A 20,113-nucleotide genomic window follows, 5' to 3' on the forward strand; every position below is an offset into this window, starting at 1 on the left:
TAGGTAGCAGGATAAGGCAGTCCGACAGGACTGCATATTTGGAGCTTGTTCGCAGTGCGAACAACTAGTGCTGAATCATTCTTCAGGCGATTTCCTCACTGTCGGACAAACTGAATATTATTCAAATAATATTCAGTTTTTTCCTCTTTATTTTCCTCAAAGAATGATTCCTGAGTCATTTTTCAGACGATTTCCGTCTTTGTCTTCAAAAAGTGAATATTCCTACTTATTTTTGATTCAGTATTCATTCAAAAAATGATTTCTAAATCATTTTTCAAGAATATTCACTTTTTGTCGGACGAATTTATCATATTGAGGCATTATGCCTCTTTTTATTTATTCAAAGAAAGGGGATGTGTAAATGAGAGATCCTGATAAAAAAAAGACTATCTCAAATGAAGTGATATTCAATGTGATAGGAATTGTTGGTGTTATTTTGTTAGTGCCAATTTTTATAACGTTTGTATTCTGGTATCTGGCTACAAATGTACTTCAACAGGTTGATGAAAATTTTTTAAATACCTTTGTATCCCATTCAAAAGAAATATTAATTATCAGTGTAAGTTTATATGCATTGGCATTTTATTACGTAGTGACTTTTTTCAGAACGGTAAAACCAAAAAAGACGGATATGCTTGCAAGTCAGTGTTGGTCTACTGTTAGTGAACAGAAAAAATTTTTTGGTTCAACCGTGGTGGATGCAAGTCTTAATCTTGAGGAGGGAGGTTCACCGATAAATTATCTACCTAATGAAAACATAATCCTATATGAAAAGGGAGCTGTACATGATATTGTAGTTGGAACAACACGATGCGGAAAATCTAGAAAGATTGTTCGCCAGCTTGTAATGATAGTTTCCATGGCAGGTGAATCAATGATATTTAATGACCCTAAAAAAGAAATGTATTTTGATTTTAGAAATTTTCTGGAGAAGAAAAAAGATTATAAAGTTAACTGTCTTGATTTTAGAAATTTACAATACAGCGACGGATGGAATCCGTTAGATTCAATAATTGACTGTTTACAGGATAGAGATGATCCAGATATTGATAATGCAGATCAGTACAGTCAGGATATGGTAACATCAATCGTTGTTGATAGTGGGAAAGGTGAACAAATCTGGATAGACGGTCAAAAGGCACTTATTAAAGGAATTATATTAGCAAACTGTCAGGCTAATGTATCTGAAGATAAAAAGAATTTTTATTCTGTTTATCAGACGCTTGCTCTTCTTGGAGGTGAGCAGGCATACAACAATAATCCTAACGACAAGAAGATGAAACTTTCTGCATATATGAATTCACTTGATGAGACAGATATAGCAAGAACAGCTTATACGACAATTACTAATTCACCTGAAAAGACGAGAGGTTCTTTTATGACAAGTGCATTGGCAACTTTACAGCTCTTTTCGAGTATTAAACTGATGAAGGTACTTAGTAAGAGTGATTTCAGTTTCAGAGAATTTACAGAGGGCAAGCGTGCTTTGTTTATTGTTAATCCTGATGAGAAAAAAACTTATGATAGAATTGCAGGTATATGTTTTGACCAGTCATATCAAACTCTAGTCTTTGAAGCTAATAGAATGCAGGGAAGAAGATTGAAAAAAAAGGTACACATGATTTATGATGAATTTGGGAATATGCCTACAATTGATGCGATGCAGAGCAAAATGACTGTAGCCCTTTCTAGAGGAATTGTATACCACTTGTATGTGCAGGGATTTGATCAGCTGAATGATAGATACGATGAATCGATTGCAAGAATTATTCGGGGAAACTGTAACCTTACTTATTTTATCTCAAGTGCAGATTTGAATACATGCAAGGAAGTTGCTGAGAGTATTGGTGATGAAACAATCTGGGGTCCAAGCCATAGTGCCAATTATAACCCGATTGCTTCTTCTACTGGCAGTGGTGTGAACTATTCAATGTCTAAAAGACAGCTTGTTGATGCAAATGAATTAATGGTGGCGGACAATCGTGATGGAAATGGTATTATTGTTAAGAGGACTTACTTTTCTCCTTCAAAAGTATATTTACCTGACTGCTCAGAGTATCCATGGTACGAAGAAATGAAAACTGATGAAACGGAAATTAGTAAAGCAGACAGGGAACTAAACTGGGCAGTCCCGAGATGTTTTGAATTGCGAGAAACTGAAATAAGACAAGCGGTTTATACAGATGAAGATTGTAATTCAATTAGTATGAGTGAAAGAAGGAGACCAATACTGACTCAAAAAAATTCAATGCCTAATGAAAAAGAACTATACTGGTACTGGTCTATGAGAGATGATCTGTCTGAAAGTGTAAAAAAGCATGTTATTCAGCATATTGCCAACTGCAACAAAATACTATCAAGAAAAGAAATAATGAAATATCTAAAATCAAAAGAATTTTTTGATTATATAAATCCAATAGATGTAGCAGATAAACAGAGGCATTCAACTGAATCGGCTGATAGAGTAAAAATGGTAAAGACAGCATTGCAGTCATTTGATAATAACTCATCCCAAAAGCAGTCTACGTTAATGAAGAAAATAGATGATTTATCAGTACCGCAGTTAAGAGAACTGGCAAGTGTTGCTAGAGTAATTAGGGACGGTAAAGCAAGAAATGGCTGAAATTATTTTTAATGCTGAATTTGTTAAAACAGAATATGCAGGCAACAGCTGTAAAAATATTAAAAAACAAATTAATACTGATGAGCTGGTTGATTACTATGAGCGAAAAGAAGCTTGTGATTATACTGTTGATGAAAACGAAGCTGATGACACATATCAGATAAATTCACAAGATGCTTTCAATTATTATGACTATCGAATCGGGTCTACTGGTGGATTTAATAGAAATGGTAATCTTGAAAAAGGAGAGGCAAACATGCTGATGGAAAAATATCAGCCAAAAATATTATGGCGCTTTGTGTTTTCTTTCGAAAAGGAATTTGCCCAGAACAGTAATATAATTACTAAGACTAATATGCAGAAATTAATGACTAAATCTATGGAGAAAAATATTCGTGCATTAGGTTTTGATCCGCAAAATGTCGAATGGGGCGCATATTATCATACCAATACAGATAATCCGCACTGTCATGTGTGGATGTTTGAAAAAGAACCAACAAAACGTTATTATAAAATCTCAAAAAAGAAATTTAATAAAGTACGGTCAAATGTTATTAGAACAATGGCACTTAATAGCGAAATTTATATCGAACGAGATAATTTAAAAGAGGAATTATTAAATTGTATTAAAAATGATGAATTAATAAAATTATTTAAGTCTTCAAAAAATAATTCAAAAAAGTGTTTTAAGAAAAATAACGGAATCATCAATCTTCTTTTAGATCTCAATGATAAATTACCGCTAAACGGGAGTTTAAAATATAATTCAAAAAACATTCGACCATATCATGATGATATTGATAAAATTGTTGACATAATTTTAAATACAAATAATGTTAAATTATTTTACTGTCAATATAAAAAACATCTTCAAAAAGAAAAAGAAATGTTTAATAACCGTTATTTTAGTGATGAGGAGAAGATGGAGCAGAATCGCTCCTTCGAGAATAAGGATAAGGAGCTGAGGACTAGAATAGCCAATATGGTATTGCAGAATATTAAAAATTATCGTTTGGATAATGAACATTATTCTAAATTGGAAAATAAAATCAAAAAGGAAACAATCAAAACGAGTGCTAAGAAACATTCGTATATAAATAAATTTAGTGCTGTTAACGCATCGAAGCATTCTATGAGTTGTCGAAGTTCTCTGTTGCAGGCAGGTATTTTAGATGAATTGTCAAAAGCAATAATGGAAAGCAGTAATGCTTCAAGAATAATTGAAAAAGAATTAGACGATATGGTAAAAAAAGCACAGAAAGAAATTAGGACTAATTCATTTGAGCGCTCATTATAAAAATAAATCATATAAAAGAGACAGTTTGCCTCTTTTATATTTTAAGAAAGGATGGATAAGTTATGGACAAACAAATTAGAGAATTAAATAAAAAAATAGCAGCGTTGGAGAAAAAAATTAATGATGCACAAAATCAAATAGATAAGATGGAGAAAATAAAGAAAGAAGCAAAAGAGGAATTAACACCATTAAACAGAGTTAAAGAAAAGTTGACAGCAATTCAAAATGAACTTGAAAATACTATCCAAAAAAAAGAAGTGACTAATGACAATGAAGAAACTGATAGAAGTCTACAACGGTATTAATAAAACATATTACTGCAGGTGCGATTTAAATGCATTTGGGTTATCTTTTAAAAAAACAGGAAAATATTCTGGTAAGTGGGTCGGCAAGGCAGATGAAGATAAAGCAAATGCAATCAAAGAGTACTGTATAAAAAATAAACTGAGAGTAAATATAACAGATCTGGCGTACACAAGGGCTCATAACTACAGAGAAGTATATTTTGAGAACAATAAAGGAATTTTTGGTGATGGAAGATATTATCATTGTGTATATTGTGGAAAAATCTTAAAAAAAGATAAAGTTACAGTAGATCACTTTTTTCCTATCAATAAAGTTAAAAACAGTTCGTATTCCAGTATTAACATAAGACTACTAAAAAAATTTGGAATCGAAGATATTAATGATAAAAGAAACCTCGTATGTGCCTGCAAGAGTTGTAACTCGTCAAAAGGATCAAAAGGTGGAATTTGGCTTGTGAGAGGCTATCTTGGAAGATTTTTTATCTTATGGGTATTATTTTATACATTACTTCTATATTTTATAGGATATTATTTAATATATGCTTTTAATTGTTTTATTAAGTAGTGGGGTAAAAATCATGAAAATAAATGGTGTCACAATAGTGAATTTTAAAAGTGATAATAATCTCTATCAATGCGATGTAATATTTGATGGAAAATTTTTAGGATGTTATAAACAGAAAAGCAGTTATAGTGATTATTGTTCTTTTGATAAAAAATTACTCTATGAAAGCATGGTAAAATTTAAGGAGAGTAAACTTTATAAAAATAATTGTTTCGTTACAGATGATGATGTAAAAGATTTTTATACGGTAGATATGTTTTTAAGTGATTTGTGCGATCTCTTTCAAGATGAATCACTTTTAAAAAAAGCAATTAGCGAATACGATGAATTTGAATGTTTATTAATTGGAGAATCGCTAATTACCAATGAGACTCTGTATTGTATTTTGAAAATAAATGATGAATTAGAAAATAAAAAAAATATAATGAGAAAAATGTTAAATAATTCAGTGGTTTTTAGGAGTTATAAAAGTCTAAATGAATTTATTATAGATAACAGATAAGTTAGCAAAGACCTGGATTATAAAATGGAGGAATAAAATGTTTTTAACTGAGAATGAATTAAAAGATAAATTTTGGAAATCATACAATGGAAATAATCGAGCGTTGATATATCAGTTTGAGTGCAGTATTAGAGAAGGCAATGCTGATCTTGTAACAGTTGAAAAATATCAGGAGAACTTCCAGATAAACGCATTTGAGTTTAAATTGACCGATATAAGAAAAGTAATTAGACAGGCTGAAGAAAATGCAAAACTTGTTAACAAGAGTTGGATTGTTATTCCTGCTGATCGTAAAAGTGTGATAAGTGATAAATATATAGGAGCGTGTAAAGAAAAAGGGATTGGAATTTTGTATGTTGAAGATGGGGGACGGTGGAGTTTGGGGCTGTCACCTAGATATAAACGTGAAATACCTATGACACAGCAGCTGCTTAACCTTATGATGAAAGGATACTAAAAAGAACTGTATCGATAGCATAATTGTATTTACTCAATAATTTGTTATAATTGTAATAGGAGGCGATATCATGGAAAGACAAAATGAATGGAAATCTTTTTTAAAAACTCCTTTTAAAAATTGCAGGTATATTTATCCGATTCAACAAAAAAAGGTTGAAAAAATGATAAATCATTTAAAAAACAATGACAATGTGATTAAAATTATTGTTTTCGGATCTAGTGTGACTTCAAAGTGCCATGCAGGCAGTGATGTTGATTTTTATGTTGAAGTTAAGGAAGATAAAAGAATTATTACAGATTATTTAGACTTTCTTTATGATTTGTGGACTAATTACACTGTTGATGAGAATATGAAAAAAGAAATATTTAAGAAAGGAGTTGTTGTCTATGAAAGAGAATGAAACACTTTTAGATAAGGCAAATCAAAATCTAAATATTGCAAATACATTATATGAAACGTATAGATACGATGATGAGGCATATTTAAATTATGTTGGCTATCATTTACAGCAGTCTGTAGAACTTTCGCTTAAATTCTGTTTAGAAATCAATGGAGTAGAATATCCTAAGACCCATGATATCACTCAGCTGATTGCTTTAATCAATAAAAGTGAAGTAGATATTCCACTGACAGAATATATTGATGATCATAGTGAAATGTTTTCTCTCTGGGAATCAAGGACTAGATATATTCTGAATTACCGTCTGGAAGAAAAAAAAGTTGAAAGAGCGTTAACAGAAACTTATAGATTTATTTCATGTATTTGTGAAGAATACAACCTTCATCTTGATAAAAGTTACAGCGAGGAAAGCTTGGAAGATGAAAACGAACTTTAAAAGAGGCAATTTGCCTCTTTTTATTTTTAAATTTATATGAGGAGTAAAATACTATGAAATTAGTAATTGCTGAAAAGCCGTCAGTAGCAACTGTCCAAAATGCAAGTATCAAGTATATTAAGAGGGATAGGCAAATAAACTGTGCTTTTTATTTTTTTGTTGGAGAAACTGAGTAGTCTTTAGAATTAACTGCTTTTATTTTGATAGTAGAAAATGTTTAGTAATAAAAGAAAGAACAAAATTATAATAAATGCGTATTAGAAGGAGAATGCAGATGTATATAATAATAAAAGCTTTTTTAGATGATTTAATCGATTTTTGCTACAAAGGAACAGTCGAACCAGATATGTTGGCAAAATACCATAAATTTTATTTAAAATTAACTGATAAGGAATTAAAAAGCACATTAGGACACTACATATTTTCAAAAAAAGCTATACACTTATTTAATGTTAAAAGTAGAAACAACGTTTCCTGTATAATAACGCTAATACATGAACTAAGTCATCATATTGATTATATGAACAGAGGTACATCTGATCATAGTAAAGATTTTTACAATGTTCATATTGAGCTTATTATGACGTTATTTAAAATGGGAACAGTAAGCTATAATGAATTTATTAACTTAAAGGATAATGCGTGTAATTCTAATAAATTAAAACGTTTAGTAGAAAAAGGATACTGTGTAACGGAACAGCTGGATTATGAAAAAGAAAAAAACTGGCTAATAGTTAAAAACTGTTTTGAAGCATATGCGTACCTAAAAGAAAAGAACTATGTTTACAACTTTTATATTAAGTCCTGGATGAAAAAAATTAATATAAATGATATTGAAAAATCAAAAACTGAAATTCTGAATACATGTAAGAATGCAACGTTTATTACAAGATCTGGATGTGAACTGATTTTTAATTTGGTCGATGAAAGTAAAGAAAATAATATACCTTTTAAAAAGACATCTGAATCTAACATTACAGACGTAACTAAAAAGTGTCCTAAGTGTGGTGGGAAACTAGTGGAAAGAACGGGTAAATATGGTAAATTTACTGCTTGTGGCAATTATCCTAAATGCAAATATATTCAGAAAGACAAAAAAGATGAAAGTAGGGGAACTGGGGAACTATGTCCGCAATGTGGCAGTAAGTTAATAGAGAGAAACGGAAGATACGGCAAGTTTATTGCATGCAGCAGCTATCCAAAATGCAAGTATGTTAAGAAGGATATGTAAAATAAATTGTGCCTTTTATTAAAACAAAATATGCTATAGTGATTATTATAATTAGATTGGAGAGAAAAGAATGAAGATTGTAGGGGTAAGATTAAAAAAAGGAATTCATAAACCGATTAAAGATACTGCAAAAATTTATTATTTTATGTGTCCTATAAAAAATGTGGGTATAGGAGATTATGTTCTTTTGGAATGTGATGGTACTGATAAAATAAATATATTTCAAGTGGGGCTAATAATTGAAGAACATGATAATACTCCTGAAAATACAGAGCTGTATATGCCTTTTTCGTTTGTTGTTTCAGGATTTCCTGTAAAAGATTTTTTGGCCAGATGTGATAAAGTTGCAGAAATGCGAAAAAGACAAATAAAAAAAATAGATGAGATAATCGCATCAGATCCTATAAAATATAAAAAAAGAGTACCTAAAAAGAAACCCAGGAAAAAAAGTATAAAAAACAGATTATATGCACTAACTGTAAAGTGTCGAGATAACGAACTTAGTGAGGAAGAGAAAATAAAAGTTGCAAGTGAACTTTTGAAAATCTATTACATTCTTATGGATAATAAAACTCCAAGAGAAAAGAGATCGTCTTGGATGAGCAGTGTCATGGGATGTGATGTTGATGAAGCAAAAAGGTATATAGAATTAGTTAGAAAACACCCAAAATAAACTTTTGATAATGAAAGTACTGATGAAAAATTGGAAGTACAGATAAGGAAAATCATAGTAAAAAAATAGAATTAGACCCAGAAAAAAGAGATTAAACTTTATTATTTAATCTCTTTTATTTTGGATTATTATTAAGTAGAAAATAATAAAAGGTATATAGAATTTTTTGATTAACTAGTGTAAATTTATTTACTGGATAGTTAAGGATTTTTTCATTAACTATCCTCTTGGCATAATGAAGAAAAGAGGGAGAAAGAAATGAAATTAAAAATTGCCTACTGTAGAGTATCGACTATGAAACAAGCGCGTGACGGTATTGGGATTGATACACAAAAAAGAATGATTGCCGAACATGCTTTAGCAACAAATCTTATAAAAAGTACTGACGAGTTAAGTTTCTTTATCGATGATGGTTTTTCAGGTGGTGACCTTTGCAGGCCGAAAATGAATGAACTATTAAAAGAAATAAAAAATGGGAATGTTGAAATGATTTTAGCATACGATCTTGCAAGAATATCCAGAGATGTGCAGGACAGTAATTTATTTTTAAAGTTGATATTAAATCATGGTATTAAACTTATTTGTCTATATGATGATGCAAAAATAAATACTGCAAGCGACAGATTTAGTACAAATATAAAACTGTCAAACAATCAGTTTGAAAGAGAGAGGACAATAGAGCGAACAAATGACGGGTTGATCAGCATAGTGGAAAGCGGTAGATATCCATGTGGCGGTAAAATGACATTTGGATGGTACAGGGACGAAGATAAAAACATTCAACTTGATAAAAAAGTATATAATATAATCAGAAACGCTTTCAACTACGTGATTGAAGAATGGGAAACATCAGATGTTAGAGATTATTTAAATAAGTCTCAAAAAAAAACAGTTTAGTACAGAATCTGTTAAACAGATGATTAAAGATGAACGATATTCGGGTGTTCTCTTGTATAAAGGAAAGAAATATACAAACATAGTGCCACCAATAGTTACAAAAAGTATACAAAATAAAGCTATAGACAGTTTAAAGGTAGGACGTTCGAGAAAGAATTATCGATACATATACGATAATATTATATACTGTGCAAATTGTAATAAAGTAATGACAGGAACAAGCGGTAAAGGCAGAAATAAAATATATTATTATTACCAGTGTAAAGAATGTAATGGCAAAATTTCTCAGGAGCAAATTAACGAAGTAATCAGTACAAAAAAATATAGGATGATTAAAGACGGTCAAAAAGCTGAGATTAAAGAGATTGATAAAAAAAGATATTCATTAAACAGAAGGATAAAAAATTTAAGAGAAAGATACCTGTATAAAAAGATTACTGAACGTGAGTTCTGTTCATTAATAATACCTTTAGAGGATGAGTTGGATTGTCTTAACCTGAAACGCAAAGTGTTAATAAAAATGGATAATGATATAGATTTTTTAAGTCTTTCTGTTAGAGAAAAGAAATCATATATTCATAGTCGAATTAGAAAGATTACAGTTGATACAGTGAATAAAGCTGTAAAAAATATAGTGTATAAAGATATAGGAAATTAACAAAACACGAAAAATCGTGTTTTGTTAATATATGTGTTGCAAAAGTGTAACATATATGATATAATTATATTGTAATAAAAAGAGGTGACGGAAATGAGTGTTGCAGGAAATAAAAAAAGAGTATTTATTACATTGGATCTAAATATTTTGGAACAGCTTGAATTTCTGGCTGAAAAAAAAGGAGTTAATAAAAGCTCTTTGATATCTTTCTGGATCAGTGATGAATATGAACGAGTAAAAAATTCTGAAAAAAAAGACGAAAAAAAATAAACAATTTGTATTATTCTTATTATGATTGTGATAGAATAATGGCAAAGAAAAAAACAAAACAAAACAAAATAAAAAAGAATACCTTATTTGTCCACCTAGGCATTCTTAATACGATAATTTCCAGTCGAATTGGAAACTAAATGTTGATTTCAAATAGAAATCAGATTAGTATGTTATTTTTATAACATTATATATATTAATAAATAAATTACTTAATTTATTTGCTAATATTATAACATATTAATTTGTTTAATCAATAGTCGAATATTAAGATAAGCCAAATGGAAAGGTATCCGTTTGGTTTTTGTTTTACTATAGTTTGCAAAAGTTTACAAAGTGCAGTTTTACTTTATTTGTCAAAGTGCGTTGTGCGTTTTTACTATATTTTGCAAAGTGCGAAATGTTTCGACTAAAAATATAAATGGGGCGGTCGATGGGAATCGAACCCACGAATGCCAGAGCCACAATCTGGTGTGTTAACCACTTCACCACGACCGCCATATTTACTTTGTTAAGAGGTTATTAACTCTCAACGCAAGAATGATTATATATAAAAATTTGATAAATGTAAAGAGAAAATGTAAAAAAAAATAAAAAAACTCAAAGTTTAAATTCTTTGAGTTTTTATTCTAATAATTCTGAGATATCTGTTTCAAAGTTATTGGAATTTTCACGACTGAAATATGTTGTATAACTCTCGCTTTTTTCATCATTATCAATAATTGTCATAACAAATTCACACTCATAGCACAATTCCATGATTGTTTGCATCCCTTGATAAGTTATACTATAAGTCTGATAATTATCATTTTCAGTATTAATTTCTAATTTAGCACGACTTGGATAAATATCCCAGTCGATTAGATTTCCATCAACTCCCCAATCTATTAGAATAAAAGAAATAGGATCAATAATTGAATCGTCAAATTTGTCACTTGCCTTAATGGTAATATATAATTTACTAAACATAATCACCCCTCCATTCAATAGTATACTAAATTAATTATCAATAAATGTGTGAACTATGTGGAATATTTAAGATAATATCATATCTTTCAAACATCCAAAAAATTCTCTTAAATAATAGTGTGGAGCAGTATCTAAATTTTCTCTAGCTGCATATGTATGAGCTTCTAAACCGTGTTTATTTGCTAATAGTTTACTTCGGTAGCAATGAAAACCATTAGTTATTATAACTACTTCATAGTCTTCAGTAGTCGATGTTTCAATAATTTTTTTACTATAGATAATATTTTCATTTGTATTAGTACTTTTATTTTCTTCGATAATCAATGATTCATCTATTCCTTTGTTGATTAAATAGTCTTTCATAGCTTTTGCTTCTGTGATGTTCTCGCCGTGGCCTTGTCCTCCGCTTACAATAATTGGGACATCAGGAAATTTTTGATGATATTCAACAGCTGCATCTAATCGATAACGTAATAGTGGTGCAGGTTTGTCGCCGTATAAACGAGCACCAAGAACAATGAGAAAATCACTGCGTTTGTTATACTTATTATTAATCTCATGTATAATTAAACCCTCGATAATTATAAATACAATTACACTAATAATAATAATTCCTTTAATTGAATAATTAAGAATTTTAGGTAATGAGGATAGAATACTTTTTCTAAAATGTAACTCATATACAGCATAACACATTAATAATGCTGTAAAAATCGGATAAAGTATATAGGCATTGATAAACCGAGAATTAGTGACAACTATAATGAAGTAGAATAATGATAGCAAGGCAAGAAATAGTAGTATATAGTCAAATAATTTACAATTCTTTTCCATTATAAAATAAACTCCTTTTTTATATCATAACATACAAGAAGAAATATTTTTCTTAAAAATATTTAAATATGGTAAAAAAAATGGTGAAATAGTATAATGAAAGTATGTTGTAGGATATTAGGAGGACTTTAAATGAAAACAAAAAAGTTTGACAATTTAGGGATTGAACCATCATTATTGGGGTTTGGCTGTATGCGTTTTCCATTAGATGAGGATGGGAAAATTAATGAAAAAGAAGCAGAAAAAATGATTGATAAGGCAATTGGATCAGGGGTTACATACATTGATACTGCTTTTCCTTATCATAATGGCGATAGCGAACCGTTTGTTGGTAAAGTGTTAAAAAAGTATAAACGTGAAGATTTCTTTTTAGCGACAAAATTACCAATTTGGAATGTTTCGAGTAAAGAAGAGGCAAAAAAAGTTTTTGAAGATCAATTAAAAAGATTAGATGTTGAATATGTTGATTTTTATTTATTACATGCTTTAGATGCTGATAAATGGAGAAAAGTATTAGAATATGACTTGATTGGAATGTGTGAAGAATTTAGAGAAGAAGGGAAAATCCGTAATATTGGATTTAGTTTCCATGATGAATATCCGGTTTTTAAAGAAATTCTTGAATATCATGATTGGGATTTTTGTCAATTACAATTAAATTATATGGATATGGATATTCAAGCAGGGATGAAGGGCTATTTATTGGCAGAAAAATATAATATACCAATTATAGTTATGGAACCGATCAAAGGTGGTTCGTTAGCAAATTTACCAGAAGATATCGAAAATAAATTTAAAGCATATAATCCTGATTTAAGTATTTCATCATGGGCACTTCGCTATGTTGCCAGTTTGCCCAATGTGAAAGTAGTGCTTAGCGGGATGTCAACTTATGAACAGGTACTAGATAATTTAGCTACTTTTAAAAATTTTGAGTATTTGAAAGCTGAAGAAGTTGCTTTGATTCAAGATGTTCGTGATACATTAAAAGCAAGAACTCAAAATGGTTGTACAGGATGTGCATATTGCATGCCGTGTCCATTTGGAGTGGATATTCCAAATAATTTTAAATATTGGAATAATGCTTTTGTATATGATAGTCATGATCAATTTAAAGCAAAGTTAGAAAAAATGGTTTCAGAAGCTAAAGCTGAAAATTGTAAACAATGTGGAGCATGTGAAAAGATGTGTCCACAACAACTGCCGATACGAGAAGATTTAAAACGGGTATGTGAATATATGAAAAAATAATTATGGTATTAAGTGAACCTGATTATTTAGACTAAAAGTAAATATAAATACTACTTAGATGTTAATTATTTTAATTTGTAGGTTGAACAATAAAAAAGGAGATTTTAACTTAATTAGAGTAAAATCTCTTTTTTATTGTTTAGTGGGTGTATTCAATTGTTTCTTTTGAAAGTAACCAGTTGAAAAAATAATTATTACTCCAATTATTGTAATTAAACATGCAAATATAAACATCATATTTAAACCATATTGATCTTGTAAAATACCGCCAAAAAGATTTCCTATAGTAGATCCTACCCCAGAAGTCATAATCCCTATCATTGTTTGACCCATCATTTGATCATGACTTTTGAGGTTATATGTTACATAGTAAGTTATCACTGCTGTTAGTAATCCATACGATAAACTTTGCATCATCATTCCAATGAATAAAACAGGGAGACTAGGTGCTAGACAAATAGTAAAATTTCGAATAATATAGAAAAAAGCTGCAACCATAATTAAAGTGATACTGTCATATCTTCTAATTAACCTTGGAGTAATTGCCATAACAGGCATTTCGCTAGCTGCCATGAAGAAGATTGCAACACCGTACAATGAAGTATTACCGCCAAGATTTTTAACGACATTGATTAAATAAGTTGATAGCGAAGTTGCAGCAGCAAACATAAAGGAGAAGCCTAAGAGAATGAAAAAGAAGACTTTATAATTTTTAATAATTGTAAAAATATTCCCCTCTTTTTTATGGGTTGCCTGTTTAACATTGGTATTTGGCAAAGAATATAAAATTACTAAATCTAAAATTGCAGAAATGACGAAGACATATGCTAAAATAGTCGGGTTAAAAAATTCAATGAACTGACCCAAGAGCACAGCACTAACAGCATAAGATATAGAACCCATTCCTCTTGCTAAGCCAAAATTTATTTCTTTTCCGTCTTGAATATAGTTCATTGCAATCATTGATAAAAAAGGAACTGTTGAAACAATTAATGACATCATTGAAACATATAAAAGCATGATTAGAATAACTGATAAATCAACTAAAGCTAAAGTTAAAAAAGCTCCAGCAATAATCAAATAAATAATAGATAATAGCTGCTTAATTGTTAGGCCTTTTATTTTTGAAATTAAAGATGTGACAAACGGAGATAAAAAAATCGTTAAAATACACCCGCTTCCAGAAACAATGCCGATTTCAGTGTTGCTCATTCCTTTATATTGAAGAAATACGGCAACATATCCGTAAATGCAACAAGTTGCCATCCAATATAAAATATGCAATAAATTATATTTCATTTGTAGTTTTTTCATTTTTCTTGTCCTCATACTCTCCATGAAAAACAAAATAGCTCTCGAGATGATACTCAAAGCTATTCGTTATTTAGTTGTAAATCCATCATATTTTAAGATTAATATAGCAATTTTTATTTCTTCGAGCAAGAAAAATAGAGGTTTTTCAAAGATTGAAAAAATAAATAAAGATATTGATTTTTTAAGAACCAATATCTTTATTATAAAATTAGTAATACTTATATTTTAATAGTGTGAATTATGATTGATCAATGGCTTTAACAACACGACAGGGATTACCAAAAGCTAATACATTTGGTGGTATATCTTTGGTAACGACACTACCAGCGCCAATTACTGAACCATGCCCTATTTTTACACCTGGTAAAACAACGACATTACCTCCAAGCCATGTGTTATCACCAATTTCAATTGGCATTGCTTTTTCTAAACCTTGGTTTCGACGTTTATAATCAAGCGGGTGAATAGCTGTATACAGGCCAACAGAAGGTCCGATATATACGTTACTACCAATATTGATCTTGGCTCCATCCATAAAATAAGCATTGGAATTAATAAATACATTATGACCAAAGGTGATTAAATTACCACAATCACAAAAGAAAGGTGAGATGATTTCAAGATTGCTATTCTCATTTTGGAATAGTTCATTTAAAATTTTTTGTCGAATATCCTGGTCTAGTGGGTCGGTATGATTATATTTAAAACAAAGGTGATGGGTATTCAGACGATCTGTTAAAACTTTTTGATCGTTATTAGCATCATACCACATCCCTAATAAAGCTTTTTCTCTTTCGGTAATGTTAGAAACATTAAAAAGGTCTAATAATGTTTTTAAAACGCCATAATGATTATTTGAAGGGATAATCTTATAGGCAATATTTTTAATACTTTGATTGGCATTTTCCATTACAAAACTATATTTTGCTTTTTTTAGCATTTCTAGGTCATTTAGACTATCCCCAAATACAGCACACTCCTCTAATGATAGGTTATAGCGCTTACATAACAGCTCAAGTGCAGTACCTTTATTATATCGTGGATCAATTAAGTCAATACTTTGATGACCACTGGAAACTGGTTTAATGATATTTCCGATATCATCAGTTAGCCTATTTAAAATATTTTTAGAATCTTCAGCTGGAACAAATAAAGCAAATTTTACAATCGTGTCATTAATTTCATCTAACGATTCAATCATTTCAAGTCGGTGATAGTATTTAGAATATACATTATAAAATTCATTTGACGCATTCAATAAATAAGCTGATTTAATTCCGCATAAACATATTTGAATACGAGAATCCTCTTGTAATTTTTTAGTTATTGTATAAATATCTTGTTTATTGATTTCACAGTGAAAAATTTCTTTTTTATTTTCAATGATATATGCACCATTTTCACTAATGTAAGTAATTTCATCTTGATAATCATCAAAAAAAGATTTTAATTGATAATATTGATTGCCACTGGCAACTACAAAATAAATATCATTTTCTTTAAAATAATTATAAATTTTTCTAAAAATTGTGCGGTTATAATGCATTTGGTCATCTAAAAAAGTACCATCCATATCAACTGCAACCAGTTTAATCATAATTTCACACTCCTTGAAAATAGTCTAACATAAATCAGTAAATGATGAATTCTATTTTTAATACGTGAAAAAATTAATGTGAGTTCAAATAAAATGTTTTTAGATGCAATAACACTAGAACGATAAATTTATAATTTGATCACACTGTTGGTATTCGCTTGGTTTATGGGAAATCATTAAAATTGTGTGTGTCTTCTTTAATTTAATTAATGTTTGAAAAATTTCATATGAAGTCTTTTCATCAAGAGCACTAGTTATTTCATCAAATAATAAAATTTTAGAATTTTTTAGAAGTGCTCGAGCAATTGCTAGCCTTTGTTGTTGTCCTCCAGAAAAATTTAAAGCACCGTCACTTAAAATAGTATCGTATTGTTTTGGTAGTGACATAATATATTCGTCGATTTCTGCCTGTTGACAAGCTTTTTTGATATTATTGATATCAGGATCAATAAGTGCAAGGTTTTCATAAATTGACATATTGAACAAATACGGATGTTGGGCAACACAAGTTAAAATCTGTGAATATTTTATCCTAGAATACTTGTCTATTGGATGTGTACCAATCAATATCTTACCACTAGTTGGTTTTTCAAAGCGCAAAAGTAAATTGAATAAAGTACTTTTTCCACAACCACTGGGACCGATTATTGCAATTAATGAATTTGACTTTAGGTTTAAATTGAAGTTTTGAAAGACTGTTTTTTCACGATAAGAAAAAGTAACATTTTTAAATGTAATACAAAATTCATTTGGTTTGATCATATCATCATTAAGAAAATATTCATTACACGATGAATTAATAAAATTATCATAACGATCAATTGATACATTTTTTATTCTGAGTTCACCTAAGGTAGAAATAAAGTCACTTAAAGAGCTGAATAAAGTTCCAAAATAAGACTGGATAATGAGTACTGTGTCAATTTCAAACTTGCCATTTAGACAATTATAGCAGGCATAGAACATTAGAATAATTTCTGTACACATTGTGATACTAGGACTAATTATGTTACTGATTATTTTATTTTTAATTTGTTTATCGTGAATGTTTAGATAAGCTTTGTTCAACAATTGATATTTGGCATGTAATTGATCAAGAATACTGAAAATTTTGATATCTCGTAAACCGTTAAGCAGTTGACTGTAAAATTGCATTTCATCATCAGCTTTCAATTTTCCTTCTTTGGTTAGAATTTCAAATTTATCATTATATATGTTTAAAATATAGATAACGATACTATTGATGATACATCCTAAGATCATTAAGCTGATACTAATTTGACTAAGAATAATAATTGAAATAATAAAAGATAGAAATAGCAAGATAGCTTGAGATAGCCAAGTACCAAACTCTGCGAGTAATTTAATATCACCATTAACGATATTAAGAATTTCTCCTTTGCTGTGATTAGTAAAGTATTTCATATTAATAATATCTAATTTTTTAATCATATCATTTTGTAACTTTAGGTAGACATCATTATATAGCTTTTTTTCAATATTATAGCTGATAATTTTAAATAACTTTGATGCTATTTTAAGAACAAAATACAAGATCATGGTAATTATGACCATTTTACTATTTTGTTTAGTTAAATAATTAATCGTTAAGCTAAACAATAAACTTGTAAACATATAAGGACCATTTGCTAATAAAGAAGCTAAGACCAGTATAAAGGTTATTTTTTTATTAGCTTTAGTAACTTGAAAATATTTTTTAATAATTCTTAGATTTTTCATTTTAGAAATTTGTTTATAGCATTTTTTAAAAGAGTTTGGATTTCTTCCTCTTTTAAAGCCATGTTACCACCATATATTTGAGTTGCAATTCCATGGGTATAAAAACGAATATCACGATAAAGTATCTCACTTTCTCTAATTGTAATACCAAATTGTTGTGCTGAATATTCAATCGTTTCACGATTCCAAGCGGAATGGACGACTTCTTCAATGGAACGAGTTTTGATAAATTCATTGACAAACAATGCTCCAAATAGATTCTTTTCTTTGATGGCAAAATCAATATAAGCAAAAGACATCGTGTAAAGATAATTATTTTTATCAAGATGTGCTAAGATGAAATCGTTGTAATATGCATCAATTTTTTTCTTTAATTCAAATTTTAATTCATTCATATCATTAAAAACCTTAAAGATGGGCATTGTTGAACAGTTTAGTTGTTTAGCGAGATAGCGTGCATTTAGATTTTCAATCCCCTCGGATTTAGTAATTTCAAATGACTTTTCAATAATTAACTCTTTTGTTATTCTTGTTTTTGGTGGCATAATTGACTCCTTTCATATAAAATAACACATGTTATATAACAATTGTTATTTTATATAAGAACATGTACTTTGTCAATATACAAGGGATAAATATTTAATAAACATATTTTACATATACTGCTCTTTTTTATCTAATCATACTATAATTTATTTGAGTTACTTTAGGTCAAGTGTTTTTATTAATTATTTTTTAATTGTTTTAAAATAATACAAGCAGCCTTATTAATAGAATTATATATTATATAATAGTTGTATATATTTAAAAAAAGGCATGATAAGTGGTGAATATGGTTACAATAGATCCGCTAATAATATAGATAGAATGTTAGATTGTAAATTACTTGAGAAAAAGGTGATATTGTTTATAAACAAATGGTTTGTGATATAATATGTGCAAGAATTGGAGAGTGATAATGATGAAAATAGTAGCATTTACTGGTGCAGGGATAAGTAAACAAAGTAATATTCCAACCTTTATGGAAAGACCAGATGTTAGAGAAAAGTTATTTAGAAATTATGCTAATAACCATCATGAAGAATATAATGAAGTAATCAAACAATTAAAAGCTAACATGAATGGGGCTGAGCCTAACGATGCCCATATTGCATTAGCTGAATATGATATTCCTATTATTACAATGAATATCGATGGTCTACATAAACAGGCTGGGAGTGATGCCTTAGAATTGCATGGCGGATTGCCGGAAGAAGATGAATTGAGTATAGCCTGGTCATTATTTAATAAACCAGTATTATATGGTGATCCGGCACCTAATTATCAAAAGGCCTATGAGATGGTAGGGGCATTAAAAAAGAATGATATATTTATTGTTATTGGCTGTTCGTATCATACGGCGATAGCTTGTGATTTAAGAGAAGTGGCGAAATCAAGAGGGGCTAAGATTATTGAAATTCAAGAAGATGCTGCTCATAATGTTAGAAAAGTGTTAAAAGGACTATTAAAATAATTATATTAATTGACATTTTGATTATTTATCGGTATTATAAGTTCATATAATAAATACGATGAATTGAAAGAGTAAACTAGGCGTTTAGGCAAAGAGAGTATCGGGTTGGTGTGACGATATCCAAATAAATAGTTGAATACATCAAGGAGTAGAATGTTGAAGTAAGTAGGCATCTCCGGTGACACCCGTTAATGTGTAAGAGTATGAACTATAGTTGTATAGCGTACTTGATGAGGCTGATAGAGTGATCTATTAGTGAATAAAGGTGGTACCACGAAGATATCTCGTCCTTTGATTAGGATGAGTTTTTTATTTATAGGAGGAAATTAAAATGATTATTGTCTTGAAACCACATACTAGTGATGAAAGTATTAAAAAAATTGAAGATGTGATTAGAGCTAGGGGGGCTGAACCACATGTTTCTAAAGGAGAAATCCAAACAATTATTGGAATGGTTGGAGATACAACTCAAATTGATCCTAAAGCAATCGAAGTAGAACCATGTGTTGAGAAGGTCATGAAAGTATCTGAGCCATATAAACTTGCTAACCGGGCTTTTCATCCTGATGATACGATCG

22 protein-coding genes, 1 tRNA gene, 1 pseudogene and 1 other annotated feature are annotated in these 20,113 nt (G+C 29.6%); of the genes and pseudogenes, 17 read left to right on the forward strand and 7 right to left on the reverse strand.

Annotated features, from left to right (window positions below; all coding sequences use genetic code 11):
• Window positions 1-361 precede the first annotated feature (361 nt).
• The 14 genes from KSU54_RS14325 to KSU54_RS14385 all read left to right on the forward strand — a co-directional run bounded on the left by KSU54_RS14325 (window position 362) and on the right by KSU54_RS14385 (window position 10,317).
• Complete coding sequence (locus KSU54_RS14325) at window positions 362-2,623, forward strand: VirD4-like conjugal transfer protein, CD1115 family (protein ID WP_117791995.1); 2,262 nt, start codon at window positions 362-364, stop codon at window positions 2,621-2,623.
• The gene (mobL, locus tag KSU54_RS14330) at window positions 2,616-3,920 is read left to right on the forward strand and encodes a relaxase MobL (RefSeq protein ID WP_029482395.1); all 1,305 of its coding nucleotides are present in this window, start codon (window positions 2,616-2,618) and stop codon (window positions 3,918-3,920) included. The genes KSU54_RS14325 and mobL overlap by 8 nt, the downstream gene beginning before the upstream one ends.
• A gap of 62 nt (window positions 3,921-3,982) precedes the next feature.
• Window positions 3,983-4,225, forward strand: a complete 243-nt coding sequence (locus KSU54_RS14335) for a hypothetical protein (RefSeq protein ID WP_009299813.1) — start codon at window positions 3,983-3,985, stop codon at window positions 4,223-4,225.
• Window positions 4,191-4,790 (forward strand): HNH endonuclease, encoded by a 600-nt coding sequence (locus KSU54_RS14340; protein WP_158550403.1) that lies wholly within the window; start codon window positions 4,191-4,193, stop codon window positions 4,788-4,790. Before KSU54_RS14335 ends, KSU54_RS14340 begins: the two co-directional genes overlap by 35 nt.
• 13 nt (window positions 4,791-4,803) lie before the next feature.
• Complete coding sequence (locus tag KSU54_RS14345) at window positions 4,804-5,292, forward strand: hypothetical protein (protein ID WP_226814548.1); 489 nt, start codon at window positions 4,804-4,806, stop codon at window positions 5,290-5,292.
• 37 nt (window positions 5,293-5,329) lie between these two features.
• Window positions 5,330-5,749, forward strand: coding sequence for a hypothetical protein (locus KSU54_RS14350; protein ID WP_029482399.1), 420 nt, complete (start codon window positions 5,330-5,332; stop codon window positions 5,747-5,749).
• 70 nt (window positions 5,750-5,819) lie between these two features.
• Window positions 5,820-6,152: a nucleotidyltransferase family protein gene (locus KSU54_RS14355; RefSeq protein ID WP_009299817.1), complete on the forward strand. Its 333-nt coding sequence runs from the start codon at window positions 5,820-5,822 to the stop codon at window positions 6,150-6,152.
• Entirely contained in the window at window positions 6,139-6,588 is a 450-nt protein-coding gene (locus KSU54_RS14360) for a HEPN domain-containing protein (protein ID WP_029482401.1), read from the forward strand. The genes KSU54_RS14355 and KSU54_RS14360 overlap by 14 nt, the downstream gene beginning before the upstream one ends.
• A gap of 53 nt (window positions 6,589-6,641) precedes the next feature.
• Entirely contained in the window at window positions 6,642-6,764 is a 123-nt protein-coding gene (locus KSU54_RS19185; protein WP_256443937.1) for a hypothetical protein, read from the forward strand.
• A gap of 98 nt (window positions 6,765-6,862) precedes the next feature.
• Window positions 6,863-7,819, forward strand: coding sequence for a topoisomerase DNA-binding C4 zinc finger domain-containing protein (locus KSU54_RS14365; RefSeq protein ID WP_117791994.1), 957 nt, complete (start codon window positions 6,863-6,865; stop codon window positions 7,817-7,819).
• Window positions 7,820-7,889: 70 nt separating this feature from the next.
• Complete coding sequence (locus tag KSU54_RS14370; RefSeq protein WP_008792799.1) at window positions 7,890-8,492, forward strand: hypothetical protein; 603 nt, start codon at window positions 7,890-7,892, stop codon at window positions 8,490-8,492.
• Between the two features lie 258 nt (window positions 8,493-8,750).
• Entirely contained in the window at window positions 8,751-9,389 is a 639-nt protein-coding gene (locus KSU54_RS14375; RefSeq protein WP_008792798.1) for a recombinase family protein, read from the forward strand.
• A 19-nt stretch (window positions 9,390-9,408) separates the two neighbouring features.
• On the forward strand, window positions 9,409-10,047 hold the full coding sequence (locus KSU54_RS14380) for a zinc ribbon domain-containing protein (protein WP_008792797.1): 639 nt from the start codon (window positions 9,409-9,411) through the stop codon (window positions 10,045-10,047).
• A 93-nt stretch (window positions 10,048-10,140) separates the two neighbouring features.
• The gene (locus KSU54_RS14385; protein WP_008792796.1) at window positions 10,141-10,317 is read left to right on the forward strand and encodes a CopG family transcriptional regulator; all 177 of its coding nucleotides are present in this window, start codon (window positions 10,141-10,143) and stop codon (window positions 10,315-10,317) included.
• Window positions 10,318-10,739: 422 nt separating this feature from the next.
• Here the strand turns inward: KSU54_RS14385 and KSU54_RS14390 are convergent.
• The 3 genes from KSU54_RS14390 to KSU54_RS14400 form a co-directional block, all read right to left on the reverse strand.
• A tRNA-His gene (locus KSU54_RS14390) sits at window positions 10,740-10,815 on the reverse strand.
• 126 nt (window positions 10,816-10,941) lie between these two features.
• Window positions 10,942-11,286: a hypothetical protein gene (locus KSU54_RS14395; protein ID WP_003534589.1), complete on the reverse strand. Its 345-nt coding sequence runs from the start codon at window positions 11,284-11,286 to the stop codon at window positions 10,942-10,944.
• A gap of 66 nt (window positions 11,287-11,352) precedes the next feature.
• Entirely contained in the window at window positions 11,353-12,120 is a 768-nt protein-coding gene (locus KSU54_RS14400) for a YdcF family protein (protein WP_009009400.1), read from the reverse strand.
• A 132-nt stretch (window positions 12,121-12,252) separates the two neighbouring features.
• On the opposite strand from KSU54_RS14400, the gene KSU54_RS14405 reads away from it, so the two are divergent.
• A complete protein-coding gene (locus KSU54_RS14405) occupies window positions 12,253-13,371 on the forward strand; it encodes an aldo/keto reductase (protein WP_008792794.1) in 1,119 nt (372 codons plus the stop codon).
• Window positions 13,372-13,503: 132 nt separating this feature from the next.
• Here KSU54_RS14405 and KSU54_RS14410 read toward each other — a convergent pair whose 3' ends face one another.
• From KSU54_RS14410 to KSU54_RS14425, 4 genes are all read right to left on the reverse strand, one after another.
• Window positions 13,504-14,685 (reverse strand): MFS transporter, encoded by a 1,182-nt coding sequence (locus KSU54_RS14410; RefSeq protein WP_008792793.1) that lies wholly within the window; start codon window positions 14,683-14,685, stop codon window positions 13,504-13,506.
• Window positions 14,686-14,923: 238 nt separating this feature from the next.
• Complete coding sequence (locus KSU54_RS14415) at window positions 14,924-16,282, reverse strand: Cof-type HAD-IIB family hydrolase (RefSeq protein ID WP_009009403.1); 1,359 nt, start codon at window positions 16,280-16,282, stop codon at window positions 14,924-14,926.
• Window positions 16,283-16,396: 114 nt separating this feature from the next.
• On the reverse strand, window positions 16,397-18,022 hold the full coding sequence (locus KSU54_RS14420; RefSeq protein ID WP_117791993.1) for an ABC transporter ATP-binding protein: 1,626 nt from the start codon (window positions 18,020-18,022) through the stop codon (window positions 16,397-16,399).
• Window positions 18,019-18,567 (reverse strand): WHG domain-containing protein, encoded by a 549-nt coding sequence (locus tag KSU54_RS14425; RefSeq protein ID WP_008792790.1) that lies wholly within the window; start codon window positions 18,565-18,567, stop codon window positions 18,019-18,021. Before KSU54_RS14425 ends, KSU54_RS14420 begins: the two co-directional genes overlap by 4 nt.
• Before the next feature lie 413 nt (window positions 18,568-18,980).
• On the opposite strand from KSU54_RS14425, the gene KSU54_RS14430 reads away from it, so the two are divergent.
• Entirely contained in the window at window positions 18,981-19,535 is a 555-nt protein-coding gene (locus KSU54_RS14430) for a Sir2 family NAD-dependent protein deacetylase (RefSeq protein ID WP_008792789.1), read from the forward strand.
• Between the two features lie 49 nt (window positions 19,536-19,584).
• Window positions 19,585-19,830 (forward strand) — a binding site (T-box leader).
• A 36-nt stretch (window positions 19,831-19,866) separates the two neighbouring features.
• Window positions 19,867-20,113 (forward strand): annotated as a pseudogene (locus tag KSU54_RS14435) (3-deoxy-7-phosphoheptulonate synthase); the annotation flags it as partial.

The organism is Erysipelatoclostridium sp. MSK.23.31 (genome assembly GCF_019125875.1).
GTDB lineage: Bacteria > Bacillota_I > Bacilli_A > Erysipelotrichales > Coprobacillaceae > Thomasclavelia > Thomasclavelia ramosa.